Origin of the sequence: Janthinobacterium longum, assembly GCF_051380735.1 — a bacterium.
GTDB lineage: Bacteria > Pseudomonadota > Gammaproteobacteria > Burkholderiales > Burkholderiaceae_D > Janthinobacterium.
In genome coordinates this window covers 14,509-38,521 of record NZ_JBNYXQ010000002.1, presented here as the reverse complement: position 1 = coordinate 38,521, position 24,013 = coordinate 14,509, and the positions used below count along the sequence as shown (strand labels likewise).

The 24,013-nt window shown below is 61.8% G+C and carries 16 protein-coding genes and 1 tRNA gene; 8 read left to right on the top strand and 9 right to left on the bottom strand.

What is annotated here, in order from left to right; all coding sequences use genetic code 11:
- Positions 1-3: 3 nt before the first annotated feature.
- Together ACQ4WM_RS08395 and ACQ4WM_RS08390 are read right to left on the bottom strand one after the other, a co-directional pair.
- Positions 4-1,746 carry an IlvD/Edd family dehydratase gene (locus ACQ4WM_RS08395; RefSeq protein ID WP_436546255.1) on the bottom strand — a complete coding sequence of 581 codons (1,743 nt, stop codon included), beginning with the start codon at positions 1,744-1,746 and terminating at the stop codon, positions 4-6.
- Positions 1,747-1,922: 176 nt separating this feature from the next.
- On the bottom strand, positions 1,923-2,996 hold the full coding sequence (locus tag ACQ4WM_RS08390; RefSeq protein ID WP_436546254.1) for an aldose epimerase family protein: 1,074 nt from the start codon (positions 2,994-2,996) through the stop codon (positions 1,923-1,925).
- Between the two features lie 329 nt (positions 2,997-3,325).
- On the opposite strand from ACQ4WM_RS08390, the gene ACQ4WM_RS08385 reads away from it, so the two are divergent.
- Genes ACQ4WM_RS08385 through ACQ4WM_RS08370 form a run of 4 tightly spaced genes read left to right on the top strand, consistent with a single transcriptional unit; the run spans position 3,326 to position 7,542 of the window.
- Positions 3,326-5,404, top strand: a complete 2,079-nt coding sequence (locus tag ACQ4WM_RS08385; RefSeq protein WP_436546253.1) for a TonB-dependent receptor — start codon at positions 3,326-3,328, stop codon at positions 5,402-5,404.
- Positions 5,405-5,671, top strand: coding sequence for an iron transporter (locus ACQ4WM_RS08380; RefSeq protein WP_436546252.1), 267 nt, complete (start codon positions 5,405-5,407; stop codon positions 5,669-5,671).
- A gap of 13 nt (positions 5,672-5,684) precedes the next feature.
- Positions 5,685-7,226, top strand: a complete 1,542-nt coding sequence (locus tag ACQ4WM_RS08375; RefSeq protein WP_436546251.1) for a PepSY-associated TM helix domain-containing protein — start codon at positions 5,685-5,687, stop codon at positions 7,224-7,226.
- Complete coding sequence (locus ACQ4WM_RS08370) at positions 7,219-7,542, top strand: DUF3325 domain-containing protein (protein ID WP_436546250.1); 324 nt, start codon at positions 7,219-7,221, stop codon at positions 7,540-7,542. Before ACQ4WM_RS08375 ends, ACQ4WM_RS08370 begins: the two co-directional genes overlap by 8 nt.
- Positions 7,543-7,562: 20 nt before the next feature.
- On the opposite strand, the gene ACQ4WM_RS08365 is transcribed toward ACQ4WM_RS08370, so the two are convergent.
- Complete coding sequence (locus ACQ4WM_RS08365) at positions 7,563-8,534, bottom strand: gliding motility protein GldB-related protein (protein ID WP_436546249.1); 972 nt, start codon at positions 8,532-8,534, stop codon at positions 7,563-7,565.
- Between the two features lie 155 nt (positions 8,535-8,689).
- Positions 8,690-8,765: transfer RNA gene (locus tag ACQ4WM_RS08360), tRNA-Arg, on the bottom strand.
- A 199-nt stretch (positions 8,766-8,964) separates the two neighbouring features.
- On the opposite strand from ACQ4WM_RS08360, the gene ACQ4WM_RS08355 reads away from it, so the two are divergent.
- Positions 8,965-9,537: a c-type cytochrome gene (locus ACQ4WM_RS08355; protein WP_436546248.1), complete on the top strand. Its 573-nt coding sequence runs from the start codon at positions 8,965-8,967 to the stop codon at positions 9,535-9,537.
- 54 nt (positions 9,538-9,591) lie between these two features.
- Here the strand turns inward: ACQ4WM_RS08355 and ACQ4WM_RS08350 are convergent, their stop codons facing one another.
- The 4 genes from ACQ4WM_RS08350 to ACQ4WM_RS08335 form a co-directional block, all read right to left on the bottom strand.
- Positions 9,592-11,505 carry a methyl-accepting chemotaxis protein gene (locus ACQ4WM_RS08350; protein WP_436546247.1) on the bottom strand — a complete coding sequence of 638 codons (1,914 nt, stop codon included), beginning with the start codon at positions 11,503-11,505 and terminating at the stop codon, positions 9,592-9,594.
- A gap of 207 nt (positions 11,506-11,712) precedes the next feature.
- Positions 11,713-13,794 (bottom strand): M13 family metallopeptidase, encoded by a 2,082-nt coding sequence (locus tag ACQ4WM_RS08345; protein WP_436546246.1) that lies wholly within the window; start codon positions 13,792-13,794, stop codon positions 11,713-11,715.
- 434 nt (positions 13,795-14,228) lie between these two features.
- Positions 14,229-16,271 (bottom strand): M13 family metallopeptidase, encoded by a 2,043-nt coding sequence (locus ACQ4WM_RS08340; RefSeq protein WP_436546245.1) that lies wholly within the window; start codon positions 16,269-16,271, stop codon positions 14,229-14,231.
- 116 nt (positions 16,272-16,387) lie between these two features.
- The gene (locus ACQ4WM_RS08335) at positions 16,388-16,972 is read right to left on the bottom strand and encodes a hypothetical protein (protein WP_436546244.1); all 585 of its coding nucleotides are present in this window, start codon (positions 16,970-16,972) and stop codon (positions 16,388-16,390) included.
- 315 nt (positions 16,973-17,287) lie between these two features.
- On the opposite strand from ACQ4WM_RS08335, the gene ACQ4WM_RS08330 reads away from it, so the two are divergent.
- From ACQ4WM_RS08330 to ACQ4WM_RS08320, 3 genes are all read left to right on the top strand, one after another.
- Complete coding sequence (locus ACQ4WM_RS08330; RefSeq protein WP_436546243.1) at positions 17,288-18,727, top strand: S41 family peptidase; 1,440 nt, start codon at positions 17,288-17,290, stop codon at positions 18,725-18,727.
- A 173-nt stretch (positions 18,728-18,900) separates the two neighbouring features.
- Positions 18,901-20,022, top strand: coding sequence for a beta-ketoacyl-ACP synthase III (locus ACQ4WM_RS08325; RefSeq protein ID WP_436546242.1), 1,122 nt, complete (start codon positions 18,901-18,903; stop codon positions 20,020-20,022).
- Between the two features lie 199 nt (positions 20,023-20,221).
- Positions 20,222-21,931, top strand: coding sequence for a cation:proton antiporter domain-containing protein (locus ACQ4WM_RS08320; protein ID WP_436546241.1), 1,710 nt, complete (start codon positions 20,222-20,224; stop codon positions 21,929-21,931).
- Positions 21,932-21,980: 49 nt separating this feature from the next.
- Here the strand turns inward: ACQ4WM_RS08320 and ACQ4WM_RS08315 are convergent, their stop codons facing one another.
- On the bottom strand, positions 21,981-24,008 hold the full coding sequence (locus ACQ4WM_RS08315) for a 2,4-dienoyl-CoA reductase FMN-binding domain-containing protein (RefSeq protein WP_436546240.1): 2,028 nt from the start codon (positions 24,006-24,008) through the stop codon (positions 21,981-21,983).
- Positions 24,009-24,013 lie beyond the last annotated feature (5 nt).

Below are 24,013 nucleotides of genomic sequence, written 5' to 3'. Positions count from 1 at the left end.
CGCTTAGTGTGAATGGCGTGGCACGGCCGAACCGCGCGGGCCGACCAGGAAGTCGAAGTCGCAGCCTTCGTCGGCCTGCAGCACGTGTTCGATATACAGTTGCTGGTAGCCGGTCTTCGGACCGGGCGCGCTGCCGCGCACGCGCACTGCCTGGCGCGCCGCCATTTCTTCGTCGGTAATGTCCAGGTTCAGCAGGCCACCGGCGCAGTCGAGCGTGATCCAGTCGCCGTCCTGCACGATGCCCAGCGGGCCGCCGGCCATCGCTTCGGGCGCCACGTGCAGCACCACGGTGCCGTAGGCGGTACCGCTCATGCGCGCGTCCGAAATACGCACCATGTCCTTCACGCCGGCTGCCAGCAGTTTTGGTGGCAGGCCCATATTGCCCACTTCGGCCATGCCCGGATAACCTTTCGGGCCGCAGTTCTTCATGACCAGCACCGAATCCTTGTCGACCACCAGGTCCGGATCCATGATGCGCGCCTTGTAGTGCTCGAAGTCTTCGAATACCACGGCCTGGCCGCGGTGCTGCATCAGCGCCGGCGTGGCAGCCGATGGTTTCAGCACAGCGCCGCGTGGCGCCAGGTTGCCACGCAGGATGCAGATGCCGCCGTCGGCCAGCAATGGGTTGTCCAGCGTGCGCACCACTTCATCGTCGTAGATCGGCGCGTCCTTGCAGTTTTCCCACAGCGACTTGCCGTTGACGGTCAGAGCGTCCGGGTTCGGCAACAGATTGCCGTCGCCCATGCGGCGGATCACGGCCGGCAGGCCACCTGCATAATAAAACTCTTCCATCAGGAAGCGGCCCGATGGCAGCAGGTCGACGATGGTCGGCATGCCACGGCCCACGCGGGTCCAGTCTTCCAGTTCCAGGTCGACGCCGATACGGCCGGCAATCGCTTTGAGGTGGATCACGGCATTGGTCGAACCGCCGATGGCGGCGTTGACGCGAATCGCGTTTTCGAAGTTTTCCTTGGTCAGGATTTTCGACAGTTTCAGGTCTTCGCGCACCATTTCAACGATGCGGATGCCCGACATATGCGCCAGCACATAGCGGCGCGCGTCGACGGCGGGAATCGCCGCATTGTGCGGCAGCGAGGTGCCCAGCGACTCGGCCATGCAGGCCATGGTCGAGGCCGTGCCCATGGTGTTGCAGGTGCCGGCCGAGCGCGAATGGCCCGCTTCGGCGGCCAGGAATTCGTGCATGGAAATTTCGCCGCCCTTGACCTGCTCGTGCAACTGCCATACGGCCGTGCCCGAACCGATGTTCTTGCCATTGAGCTTGCCGTTCAGCATAGGGCCGCCAGTCACCACAATGGTCGGGATATCGACCGACGCGGCACCCATCAGCAGCGCTGGCGTGGTTTTATCGCAGCCAACCAGCAGCACCACGCCGTCCATCGGATTGCCGCGGATCGATTCTTCCACATCCATGGCAGCCAGGTTACGCGTGAGCATGGCGGTCGGGCGCAAATTCGATTCGCCGTTCGAAAACACGGGGAATTCCACCGGGAAGCCGCCCGCTTCCAGGATGCCGCGCTTGACGTGCTCGGCCAGCTTGCGGAAGTGCGCGTTGCACGGCGTCAGTTCGGACCAGGTATTGCAAATGCCGATAATCGGCTTGCCCTGGAATTCATGGTCGGGAATGCCCTGGTTTTTCATCCAGCTGCGATACATGAAACCGTTCTTGTCCTGCGAGCCAAACCACTCGGCCGAGCGCAGTGTTACCTTCTTTTTTGTGTCAGACATGCCATTCTCCTGTGTGTGCCATGCCCGATCACATCAATCGGCCCGGGCAGCGATGTGGCGATACTAAAGAAAGGCGTCATGCCTTTCCAATCAATTTTTATAGCGTTTCGATACCGAAATGAATATCGACAGCGGCAAGCATCAGGCCCTGCAAGCAAAGCCTGGGCTTGGCGTTTTTACTCTGCTGAAAAGCGGTAGACCGTGCTGGTGGAATACTCCTGGCCCGGCCGCAAGATGCTGTCGGGGAAGTGAGGATGGTTGGGCGAGTCTGGAAAGTGCTGGGTTTCCAGGCAAAAGGCGCTGCGGTGAGCGTGGCTGATGCCCTTGCCCTGCTGGCTGCCATCGAGAAAATTGCCCGAGTAAAACTGCACGCCAGGCTCTTCTGTATACACCTGCATTACGCGCCCCGATTGCGGCTCGCGCACCAGCGCGGCCAGGCTCAGGGCCTGCCCTGCCTGTTTATTGAGCACGAAGTTGTGGTCATAGCCACGGCCGATGGCGATCTGCGGGTGATCGGCCGCCAGGCCGGCACCGATGGCCGCCGGCTGGCGCAGGTCGAACGGCGTGCCGGCCACATCGGCCAGTTCGCCGGTGGGTATCGAGCCCGCATCGACCGGCGTGTAGCGGTCGGCATGGATGACGATCTCATGCGCCAATATATCGCCCTGCCCCGCCAGGTTGAAATAGCTGTGGTTGGTGAGATTGACGGGCGTGGCCTGGTCGGTAACGGCGTGGTAGCGCAAGCTCAGGGCATTGTCGTTGTTGAGTTCATAGACAACGGACACATCAAGCTTGCCTGGATAGCCATCTTCGCCATCGGGGCTGCTGCGGGTAAAGGTGACACCCACTGCCTCGTTCGTTTCAAACGGCACCGCCTGCCACAGCACCTGGTGAAAGCCCTGCTCGCCGCCATGCAAATGGTTCGGCGCATTGTTGATCGCCAGCTGGTAGCTGCTGCCATCAAGGCTGAACTGCCCGTTGGCAATCCGGTTGCCAAAGCGACCGATCACCGCCCCCAGGAAGGCCGAGTTGGCCAGATAGGGCTCGATGCTGTCAAACCCCAGCACCACGTCGGCAAGCTTGCCATCTCGGTCCGGCACATGGATCTCACTGATGATGGCACCAAAATCGAGCACCTTGACCTGCATGCCGTGGCGGTTGATGAGCGTGTAGGCGGTGGCGGCGGACCCATCGGGCAGGGTGCCGAACGGGGTGGAGGTCACGGAAAGAACAGCAGCGTCAGTGTGCATGGAAGTGTCGTCTCGGTCTGGTTTTTATTGGCTGGCGACGCGGTCGCGCGCGTGCCTGCGTTGATCTTAGGGGCTGGCATGGCGGCACGCCAATCATTTTTTGCGTCCCCGTGATATCGGTTTGGATATGTTCGCCAACGCCACATCGGTTGACATGCTGGATGCAATTATTGATAATGACAATCATTCTCATATATCAAGCCCATTCGCGCAGCCGCCGCCTTGCCTGCTATTTCCAGTGCATCCACCCAGCCTGAAAGATTTACGTGACGTTCCTTACCCGCCTTCCCCTGCCCCGCCATCGTCTTTGCCTTACCTTGTTCGCCGCCATGGCTGCCCCCTCGGCCATGGCGCAAACCGCCAGTGACGATGGCGCGCCAGATGGCCAGATGCAAGCCGTGGTGGTGTCGGCTTCGCGCTCGAACATTGCCGCCGACAAGTCGCCGCAAACGGTGGTCATTATCAGCAAGGCCGAGATCGCCCGCCAGATGGCCATTTCCGGCAATTCCTCGGATGTGCTCAGCAATGTATTGCCTTCGTACACACCGAGTCGCGGCAAGATGAATGGTTCAGGAGAAACCTTGCGCGGCCGCGCACCACTGATCCTGGTCGATGGCGTGCCGCAATCGAACCCCATGCGCCCGACCGGCCGCGAAGCCCATACCATCGATTTTTCCATGGTCGAGCGCATTGAAGTGATCCAGGGCGCCAATGCCATCAATGGCCTGGGCGCCACCGGCGGCACCATCAACATCATCACGCGCCGCCCTGAAAAAGGCAGCCTGAACCAGTCCATCGACGTTCAGGCCACGGCGCCCACGGCCAGCACCGGCTCGGACCTGATGAACTACAAGACCAGCTACCGCCTGGACGGACGCACCGGACAGATCGAATATCTGCTGGCCGCCTCGTATGAAGACCAGGGACTCTACCTGGACGGCAAGGGCCGCTCGATTGGCACCGACAACACCCAGGGCGACCTGATGGACTCGCGCACCTATGATGTGCTGGCCAAGCTTGGTTATGTGATCGACGACGAACAGCGCATCGTGGCCTCCGTCAACCGCTACAAGATCAAATCGAAGGCCAGTTACCTGGCCGTGGCCGGCGACCGCGCCACCGGCCTGCCCAGCGTGTCGGTCAGGGGCCAGCCGCCGGGCATTGCGCCATGGAACGATGTGTGGACATCCAGCCTCAGTTACAGCCACGCCAATCTGGCTGGCATGGAACTGTCGGCGATGGTCTTCAACCAGGAGTTCGAAGGCCTGTTCGGTGCCGACAATTCGGCCACTTTCCAGGACGCCCGCATCGCTCCCGTCGGCACCCTGTATGACCAGTCGCGTTCGGTCGCGTCCAAATACGGCAGCAAGGTCGGCCTGAGCCGCGACGACCTGCTCAATGGCCGCCTGAAGCTGACGGTCGGCTTCGACACGCTGTTCGACAAGGGCAAGCAGGACCTGTACGGCACAAAACGCACTTATGTGCCCGAATCCGAATACCGCAACCTGTCGTTGTTCCTGCAGGGCGAATACAAGCTGTTCGACCAGCTGACCCTGCACGCCGGCGTGCGCAAGGAAAAAGCCGACCTGCAGATCGACAGCTACCGCACTCTGGCGCAATACAAAAACGTGCTCGTCACGGGCGGCAAGCTCGACTTCAACGAAACCCTGGTCAACGCCGGCCTGGTCTACACGCCGGTGCAGGCCGTGACCCTGTTCGGCAGCTATTCCGAAGGCTTCGGCATGCCCGATATCGGCCGCGTGCTGCGCTCGATCAATACGGCGGGCCAGAGCATCGCCAACATGCGCAACCTGGAACCCATCCTGACCAAAAGCGTCGAAGTGGGCGCGCGCGTGCACAATGGCGACTGGGATGGCGAAGCGAGCTATTTCCGCTCCGACTCCGACTTCGGCACACGCGTGGTACCGGTCAATGGCGCCTTTATGATGGCACGCGAAAAAACCCGTATCGAGGGCATGGAAGCGAGCGTCGGCCTGCGCATCACTGCGGCCCAGCGCGCCAAGCTGGCCTATTCATACACCAGGGGCCGCTACGACAGCGACGAAAACGGCAGCCTGGACGCGCGCCTGGACGGCCTGAACGTGGCGCCGAACCGCCTGATCGCCACCTGGTCGTCCGACTGGAGCGGCGGCATCAAGACCTTTGTGCAAGCCCAGCATGCGTTCAGCCAGAGCTTCGACGATGCGGCCAAGGAGTTCAGCGGCTACACCCTGGTCGACGCCACCGCCAGCTATCGCCTGCCGAAGGGCGAGCTGCGCCTGGCCGTGGCGAACCTGTTCGACCGCAACTACATCACCTACTACTCGCAAAGCGCGCTGGTCGAACCGAAACGGTATTTTGCCGGCCGCGGACGCACCTTGTCGCTCGGCTACAACCTGCGCTTTTAAATGATTGCCAGTACGACATTGCGCGTGGTGGGCGCCATCGGCGGCGGCTATGCTGTGACGGCGCTGGCCGTTACCACGGCCGGCGCCGTGCTGGCGCACCTGGGCATGGCGCGCTCGGATGCGGTGGTCACGGCGGCGATGCTGGGCTTTGTCGTGTACTTGCTACTGTTGCTGTGGGGCTTTGCCGTGCGCTCGCCGGCCCGGCTGTGGCTGACCTTGGCCGGCAGCGCCGCGCTGCTGATGGCCGTGCGCCATCTGCTCACGTAGAAAAGTACACAGCATGGACCGCACCTTCAGCAAATCCATGGTCTGGCTGCACAGCTGGGCCGGCGTCATCATGGGCAGTGTGCTGTTCGCCATTTTCTGGATGGGTACGCTCAGCGTCTTCGATGCCGAAATCGACCGCTGGATGATGCCGCAGACGCGCCTGCCGGCAGCCACACAGCCGGTGTCGCTCGACCGGATCGCCCGGGCCGTATTGCCCGCCGTGCCCGCCGGCGCCATCCAGTGGCGGGTCGACCTGGCCACGCCGCGCGAGCCAGCGCTGAGCTTTTCCTACAAGCTGGGCAAGGAAAGCCACGCGCAGCTACTCGACCCGGCCAGCATGTCCTTCATTGCCGACCAGGGCACGGAAGCGGGCTCCGGCTTCATCTTTCCCTTCCACTACAGTTTGCACCTGAACTGGCTCGATACCGGCAAATGGCTGGTCGGCCTGGCGGCGATGGCGATGCTGGTGCTGCTGGTGTCCGGCGTGGTGATCCACAAGAAAATCATCGCCCAGTTCTTTACCTTTCGCCCGCGCAAGCGCCTGCAGCGCAGTGCGCTCGACCTGCACAACCTCACCGGCCTGGCGGCCCTGCCATTCCACTTTCTGATCACCTTGTCGGGACTGATCATCTTTATCACCATCTATTTCCCACAAGCGCATGAGACAGCCTACGGTGGCAGCGGCGAAAAGGCAAAAAGCACCTTCATGGCCGAAGCGTACGGCCGCTACAAGCGACCCAAAACCGGCCAGCCCGGCCATCTGGCCTCGATTGACGCCATGGCAGAACTGGCCGAGCGCGAATGGCATGGTGGCCGGCCTTATTTCATGCGCGTGTGGCATCCGGGCGACGCCAACAGCTATGTCGAACTGCGCCGTTCCTACGCGAACGACATCACCATGAACCTGGACCAGCTGTTTTTCGACGCCGGCAGCGGCGTCCTGCTGCACCGTTTCCAGGCCTCGCCCGTGATGACGGTGCAGCGCTTCATGTCCGGCCTGCATTTCATCCGCTTCAACCACTGGACCTTGCGCTGGCTGTATTTCCTGGGCGGCCTGTCCGGCTGCGTGCTGATCGCCACCGGCTACCTGTTCTGGCTGGAAGGACGCCGCGACCGCCACGCCAGACTGGGCCTGGCCGGCGTGCGCGTGGTCGAAGGCCTGGCCATCGGCAGCGTGACAGGCATTATCCTCGCCACCCTGGCCTTCTTCACCGCCAACCGCCTGCTGCCGCTCGACCTGGCCTGGTCACAGGCCGGCTGGCCGCGCGCCAGCGTGGAAATCGGCGTGTTCTACCTCGTCTGGGGCGCCACTTTCATGCACGCGTGGCTGCGTGCACGCCACGCCTGGCGCGACCAGTGCTGGCTGATCGCCGCCCTTGCACCGCTGGCCGTCGTCCTCAACTGGATCACCACCGGCGACCATCCCCTGCAGGCGCTGGCCGCCGGCCACCATGGCGTGCTGGGCATGGACCTGATGCTGCTCCTGCTGGCGGTGCTGGCCACCAAGGCCGCACGCCGCATGAAAAATCTGGAAGCAAAGGTCATCCATGCTTGAAGCCCTGCTGACTCTCGCAGCCGCCCTGGCCTGCTACCTGGCGCTGGCCCTGCTCGCGCTATCGCAGGACGATCACTGGAGCCGCGCGGGCATGGCGCCGGCAACAACGCTTGCGCGCTACTGGCGCTATGTCGCCGTCATCACATTGATGCTGGCCGGCGCACTGTGCGTGGCGGGCCATGGCACTGGCTTCGGCTTGCTACTGTGGGTCATGCTGATCGGCGCAGCCATCGTTGCCGTGGCGTTGACGCTGAGCTGGCGGCCGCAGTGGCTGGGTTCAATTGCGCGCGGTGCACGCAGCTTGCAGACGCGCTGATGCCGACAGCGGTCACCGTTTCAAGGTGCGTAGCCGCTGGCCTTCAGAATGCCCGCCAGGTCGCGCAACTCCAGCAACTCGCGGATGGCGGCGTGCGGGTCCCGCGCTTGCGCAACATAGGCTTGGGCGATACGCATGCCGATCCAGTAGCCCGCTTCATGAGGCCAGCCTGCGGGCGCTGATCCGTAGTTGGCAAACCAGCGCCGGAAGTGGGCGTCGGCCATGGGGTTGGCCAGGCTGTCAGGGTTTTTCTGCATGGCCTGGCGGTCGCGCTGGAACTCCTGCCACAACCAGGCCTCCCTTTGAGCAGCCCACGCGTCGCGCTGGCGATCGGGCACTTCGCCGGTAACCAGGCTGGCGAGATAATCGGCCACGCCTTCGAGCAGAGCTTGGTTCAGCAAGGGATCGGTCGGGGCCTGCGAGCTGTCTTCCTTTTGCCAGGTATGGACAGTTTCATGGGCAAAAAAGGCCCGCATTTTTGTGCGGAACTGCTCGGGGGTGGTACCCGGCAGGCACGTGACTTCCAGGCCGATCACCTGTGCCTCGGGGCTGGCGGTACCGCCCGAGTTGCCCGCGCCAAACACGACGTGGATTGCCGGCAAAGGACGTTCCGGCAACAAACCGGCGAAAGCGAGGTAGATCGCCCGCAGGTCGCTGCGCAGGGCCGGCAACTGCGGCAGGCATTCCCTGATCGCGTAACGATAATTGTCGGCCCTGGCAGCCACCGCCCGCGCCAGGCGCTGCGCGTCGACGATACGCATCGGCGTGAAGATCTGTACGCCAGCACCGGCGCCATCCAGATACCCGCGCTGCAGCATATCCGCCGTCGGCACGGCGCCATCGTTCATCAACAGCGCAAAGCGCTGCGCATCGCGTGCGTCGATGTCCGCGACCAGGGGATCGACGCCCATGCCTTGGGGCGTGGCGGCCGACGCAGGAATCTGGCCTGCAATGACTGTGAAGGCAAAGAGCGCTGCAAGCGGTTTTATCATGATGATGGTGTGGTGTAGTTGTTGCTTGCCAGCTGGCAGAGCTGGCCAACTATAACCCACCGGGCAAGTTGCTCCATGGATGGCGGATGGTGCCGACCTCAACAATGCGAAGAAAAATCTTCCGCTTGGAATCGTGCTTGTGTCATGGCTTCTTGTGGTGCGGCTGGCGGGGATCGAACCCACGACCCTTGGCTTCGGAGGCCAATACTCTATCCACTGAGCTACAGCCGCGTAGGGGGAATTTCTGAAGTGAAGCGAAGGATACCGTTTTTCTTTACCTGCGTCTACGGAAACTGTCGTATCGCTGGCAAATGCATGTCACTGCTCAATTTTTGTGCCTATAATCGATGGTTTTATAAAGGTTTGCATCAAGGCATGTAAAAATGTCTATACATACGGCCCACAGCTACGAATCTGGACTAAGGACATCATGAGCGACGCACATAACGAACAACAATCAGCGATCAAAACGCCTAAACAACTGATAGCCGCCGTAGTCGGCTTTTTCCTCGTCACCGTCATCGGCATCATCCTGCTGGTGCAGTTCGTCACGGCGCAAAAACTGACCGGCGCCGGCACGGACAGCCAGTCGGCGGAAGCCATCGACGAACGGCTGAGTCCGGTGGCCAATGCCGGCTATACCTTCAAGGACGCCAGCGGGCCGAAAGTGCTGCAAAGCGGCGAAGCAATCTATACCTCCACCTGCGTGGCCTGCCATGGTGCAGGCGTGGCCGGCGCGCCGAAGTTTGGCGATGCGGGTGCCTGGTCGGCGCGCATTGCGCAAGGCTACGAGACCATCGTCAAGCATGCGATCGAAGGTTTGCGCGCGATGCCGGCCAAGGGCGGTAATCCGGACCTGGACGATGTGGAAGTGGCGCGCGCCGTGGTGTATATCGCCAATGCGTCGGGCGCCAAGTTCAAGGAGCCCGAAGTGCCGGCGCCGGCAGCGCCCGCCGATGGTGCAGCGCCAGCAGCCGAGCCTGCAGCAGCGCCAGCAAAATAAGCCAGGACCGATACAGAAAAACCACCGACGCTTGCCGGTGGTTTTTTTTCGTCCCTACACCTTGAAGGCCGAGACGATCTGTTCCAGCTTGCCGGCCTGCTCCTGCATCGACTGGGCAGCAGCAGCGGCCTGTTCGACCAGCGCAGCGTTTTGCTGGGTAGCGTCGTCGAGCTGGGCGATGGCCTGGTTGACCTGGCCGATGCCGATATCCTGTTCCTGGCTGGCCAGCATGATTTCGCCGAGGATGGCGGCCACCTTGTCGGTGCCGGCGACGATCTCGCTCATGGTCGCACCGGCCTGGCTGACCAGCTTGCTGCCGGCATCGACGTTGTGCACCGATTCGGCGATCAGGGCGCCGATTTCCTTGGCCGCCTGGCTTGACCTCTGCGCCAGGTTGCGCACCTCGGAAGCGACAACGGCAAAGCCGCGGCCCTGTTCGCCGGCGCGCGCCGCTTCCACGGCCGCGTTCAGTGCCAGGATATTGGTCTGGAAGGCAATGCCGTCGATCACGCTGATAATGTCGACGATTTTCTTCGACGACGCTTCGATTGCGCCCATGGTCTGCACCACTTGCGTTACCACCGCGCCGCCCTGCGCGGCCACCTTGGACGCGACCAGCGCCAGCCGGTTGGCCTGGGTGCCGCTGCTGACGTTCTGCTTGACTGTGCTGGTCAGCTGTTCCATCGACGAGGCAGTCTCTTCCAGCGCGCTGGCCTGGCTTTCGGTGCGGCTCGACAAGTCCTGGTTACCACTGGCGATCTCGCGCGAGGCCAGCGCGATCGAGCCGGTGCTGCGGCCGATTTCACCGATCATCGTTTGCAAACGTCCGATAAAACTGTTGAAGCTGGTGGCAACGGCGTCGAACTCGCTGCCGCCACCGGACGGAAGGCGGCGGCTCAGGTCGGCATCACCGGCCGACAGCGCATCGATATTGCTTTTCAGGCCAGCCAGGCGTCCCATGAAGAGGCGTATGCCGCCGATACACATGACGAACAGCAAGATGGCGACCGGGATCTGCACGGCGCCCAGCTTGCCGAGAATGCGGCTGCTTTGCTGCGTCAGCGAGCTGGTCGGCAAAGAGGTGGCCAGCAGCCACGGGCTGCCGGGGATCGCCGTGACCAGCATGGTGCGCGCTTCGCCGGCGCTGTCGTAATCGGACTCGATGCTGGTCTGTTTGTCCAGGGTCGGCAGCAGGCGCGCCAGTTCGGCCGCCATCGGCGAAGAGCCGGCGATATCGGACACTTTTTTCAGCACGATTTCGCTTTTGATATACGTGCTGTTGCTGACGATCTTGCCGTCGCGTTCGACGATCAGGATCTGGCCATTCAGCTTTTTCTCCATGTCGGCCACCAGGCGGTTGAAAAAGCCCAGCGTGACGTCGATGGTCGACACGCCGAACAGCTGGTCGCCCTTGTAGATCGGCATGGCGCAGTTGGTGCGCGGCTGCGGGCTGGCGTCGTCCTGGTAGGCATTGGCCCAGGTACAATGTCCGCGCGGCGATTTCAGGCCGCCAAGGAACCAGCTTTGCTCGAAATACTTCAGCGATTCCGGCGAATTCCAGTGCGTGTTGAACACCAGCTTGTTGGCGCTGTCACGTGCCACAAAGGTAGAGAATTTTTCGCGCCCCTGCTCACGCTGGTTCGGCAGGGGCCAGATGCCGCCGCCAAACACGTTCGGGTCGGAATACTGGTCGACCAGGCCGGGCAGCACGACGTCGATGGTGGCGCTGTCGACCAGCGGGATGGTCTGGGTGATGCTGCGCGACTGCGCTTCTACCTGGCGCAATTGCTCGCCGATACGGGTAGCGATATCGTCGACGCGGGAAGCGACCACCAGCGATTCCGTGCGTTTCAGGTCTGGTGTCACAAAAAATTGAATCACTGCCAGGGTCAGCCCCAGCAGCAGCAGGAAAATCAGGCTGAACAAGGCGGTAAAACGCGCTTGGCTGGTACGAAAAAGCTTATTCAAGATAACTCCTGGCACGGAAAGTAAAAAATACCGGCACCACCCGATGCAGCACCACACTAATGCGAGGTATAGGCTTTCCAGAAAGCAAAGTCAATCGGCTAAAGATCAAGCTTGGCGAAAACATATTTGTTTGCGACCGATTTGCAACATGAAAAAAGCCGCCCGGCTGATCACAGCGGGACGGCTTCGGATATTACATTTCAGGCATTACCACATGATGACGCGGTCTTTTGGCGGCAGATACATCTTGTCGCCCGGTTTTACGCCGAAGGCCTGGTAGAAGCCCGGCTGGTTGCGCATGGTGCCGTTGGCGCGGAACTGGCCTGGCGAGTGCGGGTCGGTTTTCAGCAACACCAGTTGCTGCGCTTCACGCATCTTCATGCGCCATACCTGGGCAAAGCCTGCATAGAAGCGCTGCTCGCCGGTAAAGCCATCGATGACAGGCGCTTTCTTGCCGTTCAGCGACAATTTATAGGCTTTGTAGGCGATCGCCACGCCCGAGTTGTCGGCGATGTTTTCTCCCAGGGTCAGCTCGCCATTCACATGGTGGCCTTCGATCGGGGAAAAGCCGTTGTACTGCTTGACCAACTGGGCGGTCTTGGCCGCGAAGTTTTTATGGTCGGCCTTGGTCCACCAGTCGCGCAGATTGCCGTCGCCGTCGTACTGGGCGCCCTGGTCGTCGAAGCCGTGGCTGATTTCATGGCCGATCACGCCGCCGATGGCGCCGTAGTTGACGGCGTCGTCGGCGTTGGCGTCAAAGAACGGCGCTTGCAGAATGGCGGCCGGGAAGACGATTTCGTTCATTTCCGGGTTGTAATAGGCGTTGACGGTTTGTGGTGTCATGCCCCACTCGTCGCGGTCGATCGGCTGGCCCAGCTTGTTCAGTTCGCGGTTGTAATTGACCAGGTGCGAGCGGGTGATATTGCCGATCAGATCGTCGGGCGTGACCGTCAGGTTCGAGTAGTCGCGCCACTTGTTCGGGTAGCCGATCTTGGTGGTGAACTTGGACAGCTTGATCTGCGCCTGTTTCTTGGTAACCGGGCTCATCCAGTCGAGCTTGTCGATGCTCTGCTTGTAGGCCGTCATCAGGTTTTTCACCAGCGCTTCCATGCGCACCTTGCGGTCGGCCGGGAAATATTGTTCCACGTACAGCTGGCCGACGGCTTCGCCCAGCGCGCCTTCGACGACGCCCACGCCACGCTTCCAGCGCGGACGCATTTCCGTCACGCCGGTCAGGGTGGTGCCGTAAAACGCGAAGTTTTCATCGACATAGGCTTTCGGCAGGTAGGCTGCGTTAGCGTGCAGCAAGTGCCACTGGAAATACGCTTTCCAGGTTTCAAGCGGGGTTTTCTCGGCAATCGCCGTGAAACCTTTCAGGTAGCTGGGCTGGCTGACGATCACATAAGTCGTCTTGCCGGCGATGCCGGTGTCCGCCAGGTAGCGGTTCCAGTCGTAGCCAGGCGCCACTTGCGCCAGTTTCGCCAGTTCCACTTTGTTGTAGGCTTTTACCGGGTCGCGGTTTTCGACATTGCTCCATTGCACGCGCGCCAGTTCCGTTTCCAGCGCCACGATGGCCTTGGCGTTGGCGGCGGCGTTCTTGTCGCCGGCCAGGCCCAGCATTTTTTCCACGTGGGCCGTGTATTTCGCCAGGGTATCGGCCTTGGCCGCTTCCAGGTAGTAATCGCGGTCCGGCAGGCCCAGGCCGCTTTGCACGATGTCGGCCACGTACTTGGTCGAATCCTTGGCATCCTGGTGAATGCTGAAGTCATACGGCGAAGTCACACCGAGCTTGCTGAAGTGAGCGATCACGGCCGGCAGTTCTTTTTTGTCCTGCAGCGCGGCGATTTTTGCCAGTTCGGCGTTCAGAGGCGTCAGGCCCAGGCTTTCCAGCCGGGCTTCGTCCATGAAGCTGTTATAGAAATCGCCGATTTTTTGTGCATTGGAACCCGGTGCGCGGGCCTTGTCGGCAGCCGCGCCTTCGACGATGCCGCGCAACTGGGTTTGCGTGTCATCGGCCAGCTTGGCGAAACTGCCCCAGCTCGATTTGTCGGCGGGAATCACGGTTTCGGCCAGCCATTTGCCGTTCAGGTGCTGGAACAGGTCGTCCTGGGCGCGCACGGCCGGATCGATGTTTTCGATGGCGATGCCGGAAGCGAGGCCCGCAGGCGCGCTGGCGGCAGTGGCGGCAGTGGCAGGCACTGCTTTCTTGTTGGTATCAGCAGCGTTGGCCATGCCGGCGACGCCAGCCAGCAAACTCAAGGTCAATGCACTTAACAAATGTCGATTCACGGTAGTCCTTGTATTGTGTGGAATAGAAGGGTCAGAACACCCAAGGCTTCTGGCCCGGTTTTCGACTGTAGCATACCGGCGGAAACGGTATAAAAAACTTTGCGGGAGGAATGCAAAAAAGACCACGCGCGGTGGTAATGTCGTTCAGTTAGTGCCCCTACACTGCCAGTAACCCTGCAAAACGGATTGAGGCCTCAGTCGCCCACACAGGCCTATCGGGCCAAGCGGGCCCGAAAAATGTCGAGGGCAAGGCGCAGCGACGACGACAGTACGCATGTACGGCTAGAAGCTGCAACGCCGCCATCGGCATTTTCTCGGGCTCGCGTCTCCGGCCCGCCATTTCTACGTTTTTATGCCTTACGCATTCAATGCATCAGACAGCTTAACTGAACGGCATTACCACGCGAGGTGGTCTTTTTGTTACAGCTTTACGCTTACCAAATGATCACGCGATTTTCCGGGGCCACATACATCTTGTCGCCCGGCTTCACGTCGAATGCTTCATAGAAGCCAGGCTGATTGACCATGGTGCCGTTGGCGCGGTACTGACCCGGCGAATGCGGGTCGGTCTTGATCTGCACGATCTGTTGCGCTTCGCGCATCTTGCTGCGCCATACCTGGCCAAAGCCCATGTAGAAGCGTTGGTCGCCCGTCAGGCCGTCGAGCACGGGTGCAGGTTTGCCACCGAGCGAAATTTTATAGGCCTTGTAGGCAATCGCCACGCCGGAATTGTCAGCGATGTTCTCGCCCAGGGTCAGCGCGCCGTTGACGTTATAGCCCGGCAATGGGCTGTAGCCATCGTACTGCTTGGTCAGCGCATCGGTCTTGGCAGCGAAGTTCTTGCGATCTTCGGCCGTCCACCAGTCGCGCAGGTTGCCGTCGCCATCGGACTGGCTGCCCTTGTCGTCGAAACCGTGGCTGATTTCATGGCCGATCACGGCGCCGATGGCGCCATAGTTGACGGCGTCGTCGGCGTTGGCGTCAAAGAACGGCGGTTGCAGGATCGAAGCCGGGAACACGATCTCGTTCATGGTCGAGTTGTAATAGGCGTTAACGGTTTGCGGCGTCATGCCCCACTCTTCGCGGTCGATCGGTTTACCGAGCTTGGCCACCTGGCGCTTTGATGCAAAATTGGACGCGCGCATCATGTTGCCGGCCAGGTCGTTCGATGCGATCTGCAGTGCCGAGTAATCGCGCCATTTGTTCGGGTAGGCGATTTTTGGCGTGAACTTGGCCAGCTTGGCTTGCGCTTCTTTTTTCGTTTCCGGGCTCATCCAGTCCAGGGTGTCAATGCTCTCCTTGTAGGCGGCCAGCACGTTTTTCACCAGCCCTTGCATGTGTTCCTTGCGCTCGGCCGGGAAGTATTGCGCCACGTACAGCTTGCCGACGGCTTCGCCCAGCACATTGTCGACGGCGGCCACGCCACGTTTCCAGCGTGGCTGGTTTTCCGTCACGCCGCTGAGCACGGTGCCATAGAAATCAAAGCTGGCATCGACAAAGTTCTTCGACAGATAGGGTGCATAGGCGCGCAGCAGCTGCCATTCGAAATACGCTTTCACGGTGTCGAGGTCAACGCTGGCCAGCACCTTGCTGTAGCCGGCCAGGTAGCTCGGCTGGTTGACGATCACGTAATCGACCTTGCTGGCGATGCCGGCGGCGGCCAGGCTGCTTTTCAGGTCGTAGCCTGGCGTCAGGTCATTGAGCCTGGCGAGGGCCGTCTTGTTGTAGCGCTTGACCGGGTCGCGGTTTTCAACCTTGGTCCACTGCACTTCAGCCAGCGACGTTTCCAGGGCGACCACAGCCTTGGCGTGCGCGGCAGCATCCTTGTCGCCGGCCATGGCTAGCATCTTTTCCACGTGCGCCTGGTATTTGGCCTTCACTTCCGCCTGCTTGGGTTCCAGATAATAATCGCGGTCCGGCATGCCCAGGCCGCTTTGGCTGACATAGGCAGCGTATCTGGTCGACTCGCGCGCGTCCTGGCCCACGTAAAAGGCGTACGGCGTCGACACGCCATTCTGGCTTAGGTGAGCGATCAGACCTGGCACGCCCTTCTTGTCACGCAGCGAGCGAATACGGTTCAGCTCGCCTGCCAGCGGTTTCACGCCCAGCGCATCGAGTCGGGCTTCATCCATATAGCTGGCGTACAGGTCGCCGATCTTTTGCGCTTCGGAACCTGCCTTTTTGTTCTTGTCCTGCTGCGTCGCTTCGATAATGCCGCGCAGTTGCGGCGTGGTGTCGTCACGCAGCTTGGCAAACGAACCCCAGCTCGACTTGTCGGCCGGAATTTCAGCCGTCGCCAGCCACTTGCCGTTCAAATGGGTAAAGAAGTCATCCTGCACGCGCACGGCCGGGTCGATATATTGCACGTCGATGCCGGAAACGGGGGTAGCTGCAGCGGCGGACGTGGCAGGTTCGGCGGCGTGCGCGAAGGCAGCCAGCAAGGAAAGAGTCAGGCTGCTCAAGAGGTATCGGTTCACGTAAGTCCTTATGGGGCTGGTCAGTAAGTACGGGCGGATAGCCCGTCGCGTCAAAGAATGTAGCACGCGCAGCCCTGCCTGACCACCCTGGGGTCTTTTTATCGCCCCTGCGTACCTTAACTCCCGGGGAAAGTCATGCTCGCGCCGCCGCTGCCCATGCCGCCCATGCCGCCCATGCCCCCTTTGCCACCACCCCTGCGCCCGCCCGGCTCGCCGCCTTCGCGTGGGCGCGATTCGCCATGCGGCGCGGCGCCATCCATCACGCGCGCCATCTGGGCGGCGATAAACACGGCCACGGCCTGGCGCTGGTGTTCATCGAGCGCATCGTTGACGGTGAGCCACCATTCGCGCACCTGCTTCTCTTCGGCCAGGCTCAGCGTGGCTTCCTGGTCCAGGCCGGCGACCAGCTCGCGCAGTTCGACGTTGGGCGCAGCGAGCGCCTTTTGCACGCCCGCCTGCAGGCGTTCCCGGCGCGACTGGCGCTCGCGCAGCAATTGCCGCGTCTTGCTCTCTACCTGCTGCCACAGTATCTGCTGGTTGGCATTGAGCTTGAGTTCAGTCTTGAAATCGGGCGCCATCGGCAACAGGTCCTGCAGCCGCATCTCGGCAATCGGCACGGCCGAGGCGGTGGCGGCCGCCGCGCCCAGCACCAGGGCCAGCGTCATGCGGCGTACTGAAGAAAAGCAAAGCAAAGAGGTCATATGCAAGATTCCGGATAAAAAAAAGCCTGCGTCCGGAGACGCAGGCAAAACCACTTCGTGTCGAGAATGCGGATTGACTATAGGGCGGCTGGCTACGCTTTATTTCGACTCTTACAAATGCTTACTCCCCTCAAGAGTATCGCTACACGGTTGTACACAAGCGCTACATTTGGCAAGCTTTCGGCGCGAATTTTGCGCCTACACTGGTGTTACCTGCGCACATGCAGCGCCGGCGGTGATTCAGGACTATACTTTCACACAGGCGCCGCTCCATGGGGACTGGCGCCGCAGCAACACATCGGACGAAGGCAATTCATGGGCAAACTCAAAAATACCGGCTTGATCGGCCTGGGCGTGGTGGCGGGCATCGCCGTGTCGCTGCAGTTTTCGGCGATGGCGCAAAAAAGCGTCGAGCCGGCCTTGCCGCTAGAAGAGTTGCGCCAGCTGGCCGATGTGTTTGGCCTGATCAAGTCCGATTACGTGGAACCCGTGGAAGACAAGAAACTGCTCACGGAAGCCATTTCCGGCATGGTCGCTTCGCTCGACCCGCATTCGGCCTACCTTGATAAAAAAGCCTACGCCGAACTGCGCGAAGGCTCGGAAGGCAAGTTTGTCGGCCTGGGCATTGAAATTGGCGTCAGCGACGACGGTTATATCAAAATCGTCTCACCAATAGAGGATTCGCCGGCCTACCGCGCCGGCATCAAGGCCGGCGACCTGATCACCCGCCTCGACGGCCAGCCCGTGAAAGGCGTCAGCCTGGAAGACAGCGTCAAGCGCATGCGCGGCGAGCCCGGCACCAAGGTCACGCTGACCATCGCGCGCCAGGACGAACCGCAGCCACTGTCGTTTACCATCATGCGCGAGGAAATCCACCAGAAGAGCGTCAAGTCGAAAATGGTCGAGCCGGGCTACGCCTGGCTGCGCGTGTCGCAGTTCCAGGAACCCACAGTCGACGACCTGGCAGCCCAGATCACGGCGCTGTACCAGCAGGACCCGCACATCAAGGGCATGGTGCTGGACTTGCGCAACGACCCGGGCGGCGTGCTGCAAGGCGCGATCGGCGTCTCGGCTGCCTTCCTGCCGAAGGACGCAGCCATCGTCTCGACCAATGGCCAGGTGGCCGAATCGAAACAGGTGTTTTATGGCCGCGCCGAATACTATACTTTCCGCTCCGAAGACGATGCGCTGGCAAAACTGCCGGCCGCCGTCAAGAATGTGCCGCTGGTGGTGCTGGTGAACACGGGTTCGGCCTCGGCTTCGGAGATCGTCGCCGGCGCCCTGCAGGACTACAAGCGCGCCACCATTATCGGCACGCAGACGTTCGGCAAGGGTTCGGTGCAGACCATACGCCAGCTGACGGCCGACACCGCCGTCAAGCTGACCACTGCCCGCTACTACACGCCGAAAGGCCGCTCGATCCAGGCGCGGGGCATCGTGCCCGACCTGCTGGTCGATGAAACGGCCGAAGGCGACGGCCTGAACGGGCTGCGCATGCGCGAAGCCGATTTGCAGAAGCACCTGAGCAACGACCGCGACAAGGAAAGCGCCAAGGCCGCCCCTGTCAACGACGAAATGGAAGAGCAGTTGCGCATCATGGCGCTGGAAAAAAACCGCAAGCCGCTGGAATTTGGCAGCAAGGATGACTTCCAGCTGACCCAGGCGCTGAACCACCTGAAGGGCTTGCCGGTGCAAGTGGCCAAGGCCGAACCGGTGGTGGTGCAGGCCGATGTGAAAAAAGACCTGAAAAAATAAGCACCAACAAGGCAGGGCCAGCCCCTGCCTTGCTTCTTTTTGTCCCGCTTTGCGCCGCCTCGCACAAACTATCCCCCTTCCCCGCAACGAAACTCTCTCAAGCCCACCCTGTTTGTGTAGAATTTGCTTCACTTGTCGGCATCGCGCCGATAGCCCAATTTGAAAGCTACTCCATGAAACAAGTCGTCATCAGCGGTACCGGCCTGTACACGCCACCATTTTCGATCTCCAATGAAGAGCTGGTCGCCTGCTTCAATGCCTATGCGGAAAAAGCCAATGCCGACAACGCCGAGGCGATCGCCGCCGGCACCGCGACGGCGCTGGAGCTGTCGAGCGTGGCATTCATTGAAAAAGCGTCCGGCATCAAGTCGCGCTATGTAATGGAAAAAGATGGCATCCTCGATCCGGCGCGCATGGTCTCGCACATTGCCGAGCGCGCTGAAGACGAGATATCGCTGCAGGCTGAAATGGCCGTCGCTGCCGCGCGCGACGCGCTGGCCCGCGCCGGCCGCACCGCCGCCGATATCGACATGGTGCTGGTCGCCTGCAGCAATATGCAGCGCGCCTACCCGGCGCTGGCGGTCGAAGTGCAGGATGCCTTGAACATCGACGGCTATGGCTTCGACATGAACGTGGCGTGCTCGTCGGCCACCTTCGGCATCCAGCAAGCGGTTGCCGCCGTGCAAAGCGGCCAGGCGCGCGCGGTGCTGGTGCTGAACCCGGAAATTACCAGCGGCCACCTGAACTGGCGCGACCGCGACAGCCACTTCATTTTTGGCGACGCCTGCACTGCCATCGTGGTCGAAGCGAAAGAAACAGCCGTGTCCGAACACCAGTTTGAAATCATTGGCACGGAATTGAAAACCCGCTTTTCGAACGCCATCCGCAATAACTTCGGTTTCCTGAACCGTTTTGACGAGTCCGGCGTGGGCCAGGCAGACAAGCTGTTCCGCCAGCAAGGCCGCAAGGTGTTCAAGGAAGTGTGCCCGATGGCCGCCGAAATGATCAAGGCCACACTGGCCAAGGCCGGCGTGGAAGTGCCGCAAGTGCGCCGCTACTGGCTGCACCAGGCCAACCTGAACATGAACCTCCTGATCGCGCGCCTGGTGCTGGGCCGCGACGCCGAGCCGGGCGAGGCGCCGGTGATTCTCGACACCTATGCCAATACCTCGTCGGCCGGCTCGATTATCGCCTTCCACAAACATCAGGATGATCTGGAAACGGGCGCGCTGGGCGTGATCTGCTCGTTCGGCGCCGGTTACTCGATCGGCTGCGTGGTCGTCAAAAAGGTCTGACCACGCGTCGGGTCATTTGTTGAATTAGGTGAAGTTCCAGGTGGATAGAGGTGAGTTCGCAGCCACCTGGACGAAGATGCAGCACAGGTTTTTTGCAAAAAAGCGCCAGGAAAGTCCCAGTTGAAGCTCTGTTGCGTTTATACTTACTCGCCGAGCAACATTTCTCCCATCCGCCCATTCTGCAAGGAACCCACAACGCATGCCCCATGACATCGGTCTGATCACCACCATTGCCGCCGCCCTCGGGGCCGGCCTTGTTTTTGGCTTTATCGCCGCCCGCCTCAAATTGCCGGCCTTGGTCGGCTACCTTGCCGCCGGTATCGTGATCGGACCGGCGACGCCCGGTTTCGTGGCCGATACGCTGATCGCCGGGCAATTGGCGGAGATCGGGGTGATGCTGATGATGTTCGGGGTCGGCCTGCATTTTTCCATTGAAGATTTATGGGATGTGCGCAAGATCGCCCTGCCGGGCGCCGTGCTGCAGATCGGCGTTGCCACGGCGATGGGCATGGGCCTGGCGCACTGGTGGGGCTGGAGCCTCGGCGGCGGCCTGATCTTTGGCCTGGCGCTGTCGGTGGCCAGTACCGTGGTGTTGCTGCGCGCGCTCGAGGAGCGCGGCATCCTCGATTCCCTTAACGGACGCATTGCGGTGGGCTGGCTGGTGGTGGAAGACCTGGTCACGGTGCTGGTGCTGGTGCTGCTGCCGGCGTTTGCGGGGACCCTGGGCGGCACTGTCGTGCCCGGTTCGGAAGACACCAGCCTGTGGCGCACGCTGGCCATTACCCTCGGCCAGGTAGCCGGCTTTATCGTCTTCATGCTGGTGGTGGGCCGCAAACTGTTCCCGTGGATATTGTGGCAGGTGGCACGCACCGGTTCGCGCGAACTGTTCACTTTGTGCGTGATCGCCGCCGCCGTTGGCATCGCCTATGCCTCGACCAGGCTGTTCGGCGTGTCGTTCGCGCTGGGCGCCTTTTTTGCAGGCATGGTGCTGCGCGAATCGGAACTGAGCCACCGCGCCGCCGAAGAATCGCTGCCGCTGCGCGACGCGTTTGCCGTGCTGTTTTTCGTCTCGGTCGGCATGCTGTTCGAGCCCAATATCCTGATCGAAAAGCCGCTGCAAGTGCTGGCCGTCTGCGCCATCATTATCTTCGGCAAATCGATCGCGGCCTTTTTGCTGGTGATAGCGCTGCGTTATCCACCGAAGACCGCCATTATCGTCTCGGCCAGCCTGGCGCAGATCGGCGAGTTCTCGTTCATTCTGGCCGCCCTGGGGCTGTCGCTGGGCCTGATGCCGCAGGAAGGCCAGAGCCTGATCCTGGCCGGCGCCATCTTGTCGATTGCGCTCAACCCGGTGCTGTTCAGCATGGCCAAGCCGCTGCTGAACGTGATCGGCAACAGCGACTTTGCGCGCAAATTCGAGCGCACCAACGACCCACTGGCCGAACTGCCGATGACGGTACCGCAGGAAAAACTGCATGGCCAGGTGGTGCTGGTCGGCTACGGCCGCGTAGGGCGCCGCATCGCCGCCGCCCTGATGGAGCGCGGCATTCACTTCGTGGTGGCCGAGGAAAACCGTGACATCGTCGACCAGCTGCGCAAGGACGGCATCCCTGCCGTGGCCGGCAACGCAGGCGAACCGGCCGTGCTGATCCAGGCCCATATCACGCACGCCACCATGCTGGTGATCGCCACGCCGGACACCTTCCACGTGCGCGCCATGATCGAAACGGCGCGCGCGCTGAACCCGGCCATTCTGACGGTGGTGCGCACCCACAGCGAAGAAGAGGCCGACCTGCTGCGCGCGGAAAACGCCGGCAAGGTGTTTATCGGCGAACACGAACTGGCCAATGGCATGATCAACCATGTGCTGCACAGTTTTGATACTGAAAAGCACGCACACGGACATTGACCCCCGGGGTCGGACCCGCCGGGTCTGACCCCAGCCGTCCGCTGATCATCTACAGCCGCGCCGCCAGCTCCGCCCCTTCCCGTATCGCCCGCTTGGCATCGAGCTCGGCCGCCAGCGCGGCGCCGCCGATGGCGTGAAAGCGCGGGCAGCCCTTCGCCTCGGGCGCCGGCATCAGTTCCACCAAGCTGTCCTGCCCTGCGCAGATAATGACATTGTCGACCGCCAGCAGGCGCGGCACGCCGCCGATGGTGACATGCAGGCCCTGCCCGTCGATCCTGTCATACGTCACCCCAGCCAACATGCATACGCCACTCCTGGCCAGCGCTGCGCGGTGCACCCAGCCCGAAGTCTTGCCCAGGCCCGCGCCAACCTTGCTGACCTTGCGCTGCAGCAGGAAAATCTGCCGCACCGGCGTGGCCGCCCGCGCCGGCACCAGGCCGCCGCCGGTGGCAGCGTTCAGGTCCACGCCCCACTCGCCGGCCCAGGCTTCCACTGTCTGCGGCAGCGGGTGCGCCGGGTCATGCAGCAGGTACTCACTGACATCAAAGCCGATGCCGCCGGCGCCGATCACGGCCACGCGCTTGCCGACCGGCGCCTTGTGCTGCAGCACGTCGAGGTAGCTCAGCACACTGGGGTGATCGATGCCGGGAATGGCCGGCAAACGCACCTTGATGCCGGTGGCAACGATCACTTCGTCAAAACCGCCGGCCAGCAGTTGTTCGCGCGTGACGCGCTGGCCCAGGCGCACGTCCACGTCCAGCAGCGCCAGCCGGCGTTCAAAGTAGCGGATGGTTTCGGCAAATTCTTCCTTGCCTGGGATCTGCATGGCCACCTTGAACTGGCCACCCACGCTGCTGGCCGCGTCGAACAACGTCACCTGGTGGCCGCATTCGGCGGCCACGGTGGCGGCCGACAGGCCGGCCGGTCCGGCACCGACCACCGCCACTTTTTTGGCCTGCGCTTTTTTGGCATACACCAGTGTCGTTTCATGGCAGGCGCGCGGATTGACCAGGCAGCTGGCGCGCTGGTTGGCAAACGTATGGTCAAGACAGGCCTGGTTGCAGCCTATGCAGGTATTGATCTCGTCGCTGCGCCCAAGCGCCGCTTTTGCCACGAAATACGGATCGGCCAGGAATGGGCGCGCCATCGACACCAGGTCGCAATCGCCGCGCGCCAGGATATCATCGGCTTCCTGCGGCATATTGATGCGGTTCGAGGCCACCACGGGAATGCGCACTTCGCGCCGCAGGCGCCCCGCCACGCTGGCAAAGGCGGCGCGCGGCACCGACGTGACGATGGTCGGCACGCGCGCCTCATGCCAGCCGTAGCCGCTGTTGAGGATGGTCACGCCGGCCTGCTCCAGCGCCTTGGCCACCGTCACCACCTCGTCCCAGGTATTGCCGCCTTCGACCAGGTCCAGCAGCGAATGGCGGTACATGATGATGAAGTCAGGCCCGACGGCGGCGCGGATGCGGCGCACGATCTCGATCGCCAGGCGCATGCGGTTGGCGATCTCGCCGCCCCAGCGGTCAAGGCGCAAGTTGGTGCGCGCGCACAGGAACTGGTTCAGCAGATACCCCTCGCTGCCCATCACTTCGACGCCATCGTAGCCGGCCTGTTTCGCCAGGCGCGCGCAGCGCACATAGGCGCTGATGGTGCGCTCGATGCCGCGTTCGGTCAGCGCGCGCGGACGGAAGGGCGAAATCGGCGATTTCCTGGCGGACGCCGAGACAACAAACGGTTGATAGCCATAGCGGCCCGCGTGCAGGATCTGCATGACGATCTTGCCGCCCTCTTCATGCACGGCGCGCGTCACCTTGCGGTGATTGAACACGTCGCCGAGGAAATTCATGGTGCCGCCAAACGGCAGCAGCCAGCCTTGCCGGTTCGGCGAAATGCCGCCCGTGACGATCAGCCCGACGCCGCCCTTCGCCCGTTCGCGGTAAAAGGCGGCCAGCTTGCCGTAGTGATAAAAACGGTCTTCCAGCCCCGTATGCATAGAACCCATGATGACGCGGTTGCGCAAGGTGGTAAAGCCCAGGTCGAGCGGGGCCAGCAGGTGGGGATAGGTGGTCATGTCAG

Bases quoted from the DNA above. Each gene is read 5' to 3' on its own strand.
- ACQ4WM_RS08320 (WP_436546241.1), top strand. From the start codon at position 20,222: ATGCCCCATGACATCGGTCTGATCACCACCATTGCCGCCGCCCTCGGG.
- ACQ4WM_RS08330 (WP_436546243.1), top strand. From the start codon at position 17,288: ATGGGCAAACTCAAAAATACCGGCTTGATCGGCCTGGGCGTGGTGGCG.
- ACQ4WM_RS08315 (WP_436546240.1), bottom strand. From the start codon at position 24,008: ATGACCACCTATCCCCACCTGCTGGCCCCGCTCGACCTGGGCTTTACC.
- ACQ4WM_RS08390 (WP_436546254.1), bottom strand. From the start codon at position 2,996: ATGCACACTGACGCTGCTGTTCTTTCCGTGACCTCCACCCCGTTCGGC.
- ACQ4WM_RS08380 (WP_436546252.1), top strand. From the start codon at position 5,405: ATGATTGCCAGTACGACATTGCGCGTGGTGGGCGCCATCGGCGGCGGC.
- ACQ4WM_RS08385 (WP_436546253.1), top strand. From the start codon at position 3,326: ATGGCTGCCCCCTCGGCCATGGCGCAAACCGCCAGTGACGATGGCGCG.
- ACQ4WM_RS08355 (WP_436546248.1), top strand. From the start codon at position 8,965: ATGAGCGACGCACATAACGAACAACAATCAGCGATCAAAACGCCTAAA.
- ACQ4WM_RS08375 (WP_436546251.1), top strand. From the start codon at position 5,685: ATGGACCGCACCTTCAGCAAATCCATGGTCTGGCTGCACAGCTGGGCC.
- ACQ4WM_RS08365 (WP_436546249.1), bottom strand. From the start codon at position 8,534: ATGATAAAACCGCTTGCAGCGCTCTTTGCCTTCACAGTCATTGCAGGC.
- ACQ4WM_RS08325 (WP_436546242.1), top strand. From the start codon at position 18,901: ATGAAACAAGTCGTCATCAGCGGTACCGGCCTGTACACGCCACCATTT.
- ACQ4WM_RS08395 (WP_436546255.1), bottom strand. From the start codon at position 1,746: ATGTCTGACACAAAAAAGAAGGTAACACTGCGCTCGGCCGAGTGGTTT.
- ACQ4WM_RS08335 (WP_436546244.1), bottom strand. From the start codon at position 16,972: ATGACCTCTTTGCTTTGCTTTTCTTCAGTACGCCGCATGACGCTGGCC.
- ACQ4WM_RS08370 (WP_436546250.1), top strand. From the start codon at position 7,219: ATGCTTGAAGCCCTGCTGACTCTCGCAGCCGCCCTGGCCTGCTACCTG.